A 3,069-nucleotide genomic window follows, 5' to 3' on the forward strand; every position below is an offset into this window, starting at 1 on the left:
TTTTCGGCACCATCGAAACCTGGGTTATCTGGCAGCTCACCGGCGGTGCGGCCGGTGGCGCCCATGTAACCGATGTCTCCAATGCCTCACGGACCCTGATCATGGACCTGGAGACCCTGGCCTGGGATGATGAAATCCTAAAGATCTTGGGCATTCCCCGGCAGATGATGCCGCGCATCGTGCCTTCCATCGACAAAAACACCTGGGGCCATACTCTGAAGGAGGGTCCGCTGGGGGCGACGGTGCCGGTGTGCGGTGCACTGGGAGACCAGCAGGCCGCCCTGGTGGGCCAGACCTGCTTTGGGGTCGGCGAGGCTAAAAATACATACGGCACCGGCTGTTTCATGCTGCTCAATACGGGCACTGAACCGGTCCAGTCCGCCCATGGCCTGTTGACTACCGTGGGATACCAGATCAGTGGGGAAAAACCGGTTTATTGCCTGGAAGGGTCGGTGGCCATTGCCGGCGCCCTGGTGCAGTGGCTGCGGGACAACCTGGGGCTGATCGCGTCGGCAGCGGAGGTGGAAACGCTGGCCCGAACGGTGGACGACAACGGCGGCGCATATATCGTTCCGGCCTTTTCCGGCCTTTTTGCTCCCTACTGGCGCTCCGATGCCCGCGGGGTTATTGCCGGCCTCACCCGTTATGTCAACAAGGGTCACATCGCCCGCGCTGCACTGGAGGCCAACGCCTACCAGACCCTGGACATTATGGAGGCCATGAAAAAGGATTCGGGCGTTGAACTCAACAGCCTTAAAGTCGATGGGGGGATGGTGGCCAACGAGCTGCTCATGCAGTTTCAGTCTGACCTGCTCAACGTGCCGGTGATCCGGCCGGCCATCACCGAAACCACGGCCCTGGGAGCCGCCTATGCAGCGGGCTTGGCCGTGGGATACTGGGCCTCCATGGAGGATCTGAAACGATACTGGTCGGTAGACAAGATCTGGCAGCCACAGATGGATGATCATGTGCGCCAGGCCGGTGTCCGGGGTTGGAAAAAGGCGGTTCAGCGCACCTTGGATTGGGAGGATTGATGGTGGCAGACCCTTCAATTAGAGAACGATTCATTCCCATCCGCAAAGCGGACCTCGTAGATGGTTTAGCCAACAGCAAGATGGTCACACCCAAGGACCGAGATGCCTTTCTTCGCTTCAGCACCATCCTGAATAGTCTCTTCCATTTTGAATTTCATGCGAAAACAGAGACGCTTAAGGAAAACTATTACCCGTTTAACCCTGACAACGATACGGTGAGCCTCCGACACGTTTCCCATGAAGCACGCAAAGCTCATGAAAACCGGCTCATGGCGGCATTTAAAGAAGTGTTGAATCAGGCCAACTATCAACAAATCACCGCAACCGATCTGACATACGCCATGAACCGGGAATCGCTCTTCAAGATCAACCTGTTGGTTGATTTCGAGGATTTTGAGAATCAATTGGTCTTTAGGAGGGGAGCTCAATCCGATCGGATCAAGCGCAGAAAATGGCTGTTCAAAGAAGAGACCCTCGATATCACCGTATACGACAGGGTGGCGTTGCTCATCAAGTACAAGGATGAATCATATTTTCAGGCCCGCGGACGCAAAGATCTTAATTTCAATCCGGGAACCATGATCGTGAAGCTCTTCAAGAACATACCCAAAGGGGATCTGGAGATGCTGTTTCCCAACGCTCAGGTTCGAATGAAGCTAAAGGATAAACTGTTCATGGGCGGTGTTGCCGTCGGTGGCGGTGTTACGGTTTTATTGAAGGCCGGTGCGGGACTGGTTGCCATGGCGAGTATTTTATGGCTGATGACCCGGTCCCTTGTCGCCAGTGGCGGCAAGATCCCGCCATTGGGTCCAGTGGAAATTTCCGGCATGGTGGGCGGGGTAACGGCCCTGGCCGCGATTGGGGCTTTTCTTTTCAAACAGTGGAACAGCTATAAAAACCGCAAAATCAAATTTATGAAAACCCTGGGTGATAATCTCTACTTTAAGAATTTGGACAACAATGCCGGCGTTTTTTACCACATCATTGCCGATGCGGAGGAAGAGGAGTTTAAGGAGGCCCTGCTGGGATATGTTTTCCTGGCTGAAACCCAAGCGGGGATGACCGCTGCAGCGCTGGACGATGCCATTGAAGTCTGGGTTAAAGCGACCTACGACACCCCCATCGATTTCGAAATCGAAGATGCCCTGGGAAAACTGAAGCGGCTGAAGCTTTGTGAAATCACCGGGACCGCTGAGACCGGGGAACCGATATGGGCGGCAGTCTCATTGACGGAGGCCGGTGAACGGCTGGATTTTCTGTGGGACAACTTTTTTCAGATGCATGCGCCGCATGTGTGACAAACAGCAAGCGCATTAATCCTCGGTACAGTCATTCAGAGCCATCTTTTTTTTCAACAGCGGTTAAGGTTTAACCCCCGCAAACAGTCGCATTTCCGACGGATTCGTAAGAAGCCCGATATCTGCGTTACGCTTCATCCTTCTTCACTGCGGCGTACCGTAAGTCCGCTGCCTGCGGCACCCGCGATAGCGGTATTCTCAGGGTTCGCAAGCCTTGATCTCGGGCTTCTTACGAATCCGTCAAGGTTTAACCCCTGCAAACAGGTTGGCGATTCCCAGTGTCATGCGACGACAGGTGACATGTGAAAAGCCCGCTTCCGCCATGATGGTCATAAAAACATCGGTTGCCGGGAACCGGGAAACCGAATCGGGCAGGTAGGAATAGGCGAAGCTGTGCCTGGAAAAGAGGCGGCCGATGGTTGGCAGCACTTTTTGAAAGTAAGCCAGATAGGCCTCGCGCAGGCGGGTTTTTTTCGGTGTGGCCAGTTCCAGCACCAGCAACATCCCGCCAGGCATGAGGCTCTTATAGAAAGCCCTCAGCGCGCCGGCTTTATCCTGGATGTTGCGAATGCCGAAGGCGATGGTCACTGCATGAAAGGATGCTTCGCCAAAGGGCAGCGCCAGGGCGTCGCCGGCCAGCAGGGAGATCGAGCTGTTTTGATTCCGGCGGATCTTCTCCTGGGCCAGGCCAAGCATGCCCGGTGAAAAATCAAGGCCGGTCACATTCACCCGCGACC

The 3,069-nt window shown here is 55.1% G+C and carries 3 protein-coding genes; 2 read left to right on the forward strand and 1 reads right to left on the reverse strand.

Annotated elements, in window-relative coordinates:
• A partial coding sequence (locus QNK41_RS12065; protein WP_319257181.1) for a glycerol kinase GlpK occupies positions 1–1,034 on the forward strand: 1,034 nt, incomplete at its 5' end.
• Positions 1,034–2,332 carry a TMEM143 family protein gene (locus QNK41_RS12070; protein ID WP_319257183.1) on the forward strand — a complete coding sequence of 433 codons (1,299 nt, stop codon included), beginning with the start codon at positions 1,034–1,036 and terminating at the stop codon, positions 2,330–2,332. The genes QNK41_RS12065 and QNK41_RS12070, both read left to right, overlap by 1 nt.
• A 240-nt stretch (positions 2,333–2,572) precedes the next feature.
• On the opposite strand, the gene QNK41_RS12075 is transcribed toward QNK41_RS12070, so the two are convergent.
• On the reverse strand, positions 2,573–3,069 hold a 497-nt coding region (locus tag QNK41_RS12075; protein ID WP_319257186.1), incomplete at its 5' end, for a ubiquinone/menaquinone biosynthesis methyltransferase.

The organism is Desulfosarcina sp. (genome assembly GCF_033791525.1).
Taxonomy (GTDB): Bacteria; Desulfobacterota; Desulfobacteria; order Desulfobacterales; family Desulfosarcinaceae; genus Desulfosarcina.